Origin of the sequence: Actinomyces sp. ZJ308 (assembly GCF_011752065.1) — a bacterium.
Lineage (GTDB): Bacteria > Actinomycetota > Actinomycetes > Actinomycetales > Actinomycetaceae > Actinomyces.
Genome location: NZ_JAAIJY010000072.1, coordinates 1 through 1,339 on the forward strand (window position 1 = coordinate 1; position 1,339 = coordinate 1,339).

Genomic DNA, 1,339 nt, shown 5'->3' on the forward strand with positions numbered 1-1,339 from the left:
CCGCGCCGGGTCGGCCAGTGCCTCCAAGGTCATCCTCGTGGCTCGCTCGCGCAGCTCATCGGGGTACTTCTTCTGTCCCATGACAGTGATCCTTCCGTGTCATCACTGCCTCCATCAAACCCGGGGCGATTCACATCCACGAAAGCACACCCTCGCACCCTCTGAACAACGCTGGGCGCCAGCAACCCAACGGCCAGGCCTCGCCTCACCAAGCCAGTCAACAGCTCAGCGTCGGTCACCTCGAAGCCGACCTCACGCCGAAGGCCGGCTTCTCGGAAGGCCAGATCCGACTGCTCACGTCCCGACGACCCGGCGGGAAAGTCCACGAAGGGATCGTCAACGAGGTCCTCAAGGCGAATACGACGTCGGCCGGCCAGCCGGTGATTCGCAGGCAGGACCGCAACCAGCCGTTCCCGGACGAGCTCCTGCGTCCTGACGCCCTCAGGTGTCACCGCTTCAGCCAGCCCGAGGAAGGCCGCATCGAGCCGTCCAGCGGCGATCCGCTCCAGGAAGTGGTCGCTTCCACCACTACGAACAAGTACCCGAACATCCGGGTACCGGCGGTGAAAGGCGCCCAGGGTTACAGCGACATCCACGGCCGTCACCGTCGGAATCACCCCCACCCTCAGCGTGCCCCTCACCGCGCCCTGCGCGGCAGCGGCGTCCACTGCGGCGCGTTCGGCCGCCGCCAGGCACGCTCGCGCCTGAGCCAGAAACGCCTCCCCGGCGGGAGTCACCTCCACCTTCCGGCTGGTCCGCGCAAACACCGCGACCCCCAGCTCACTCTCCAACGCCTTGATCTGCCGGCTCAGAGCCGACTGCACCACGAAGCACCGCTCAGCCGCACGCGTGAAGCTCCTCTCCTCGGCGATGGCCACGGCATAACGCATCTGCTGAAGCTCCATGATGTCAATGCTACTGCGACATCGCTGTCATCACATCTATGTCATCGACAGATCGCTGTGCGGTGGGCAGCCTGAAGTCATGACAGCGATGCAGGACGTTCAGCCGACCGGACACAGGCCCGAGGGGTAGTGCCCCGTAGTGTGGTGTAGCGCGGTGGTTGGGCTGCTGTTGGTGGCAGCGCGGTCACCGTGTGATCCTTCGAGGAATCTCCTACAACCCACTCGAACGGAGTCATCACGATGACTGGGCTGCTGGGTGTTTTTCGGACACTGCTTGTTTGGTGTTTCAGGCTGCCTTGGTTAGGCTCAGGAATTCTTGCTCGACCTCGTTAGGTGTGCGGTATCCCAGGGCTGAGTGAAGGCGCACATGATTGTATCTCAGCTCGATCCACGAGGCAATATCGTTGATCGCCTTCTGTCTCGTGGGGTACACC

General features: G+C 63.4%; 2 protein-coding genes. Both read right to left on the reverse strand.

Going from position 1 to position 1,339, the window contains the following annotated elements; all coding sequences use genetic code 11:
- Window positions 1-29: 29 nt before the first annotated feature.
- Window positions 30-905 (reverse strand): LysR family transcriptional regulator, encoded by an 876-nt coding sequence (locus HCR68_RS13895; protein WP_167150451.1) that lies wholly within the window; start codon window positions 903-905, stop codon window positions 30-32.
- A gap of 286 nt (window positions 906-1,191) precedes the next feature.
- Complete coding sequence (locus HCR68_RS13900; RefSeq protein ID WP_243859138.1) at window positions 1,192-1,338, reverse strand: integrase core domain-containing protein; 147 nt, start codon at window positions 1,336-1,338, stop codon at window positions 1,192-1,194.
- Between the last annotated feature and the right edge of the window lies 1 nt (window position 1,339).

What these genes read in the sequence shown, in the direction of transcription:
- HCR68_RS13895 (WP_167150451.1), bottom strand. Translation starts at nt 905, where the DNA reads ATGGAGCTTCAGCAGATGCGTTATGCCGTGGCCATCGCCGAGGAGAGG.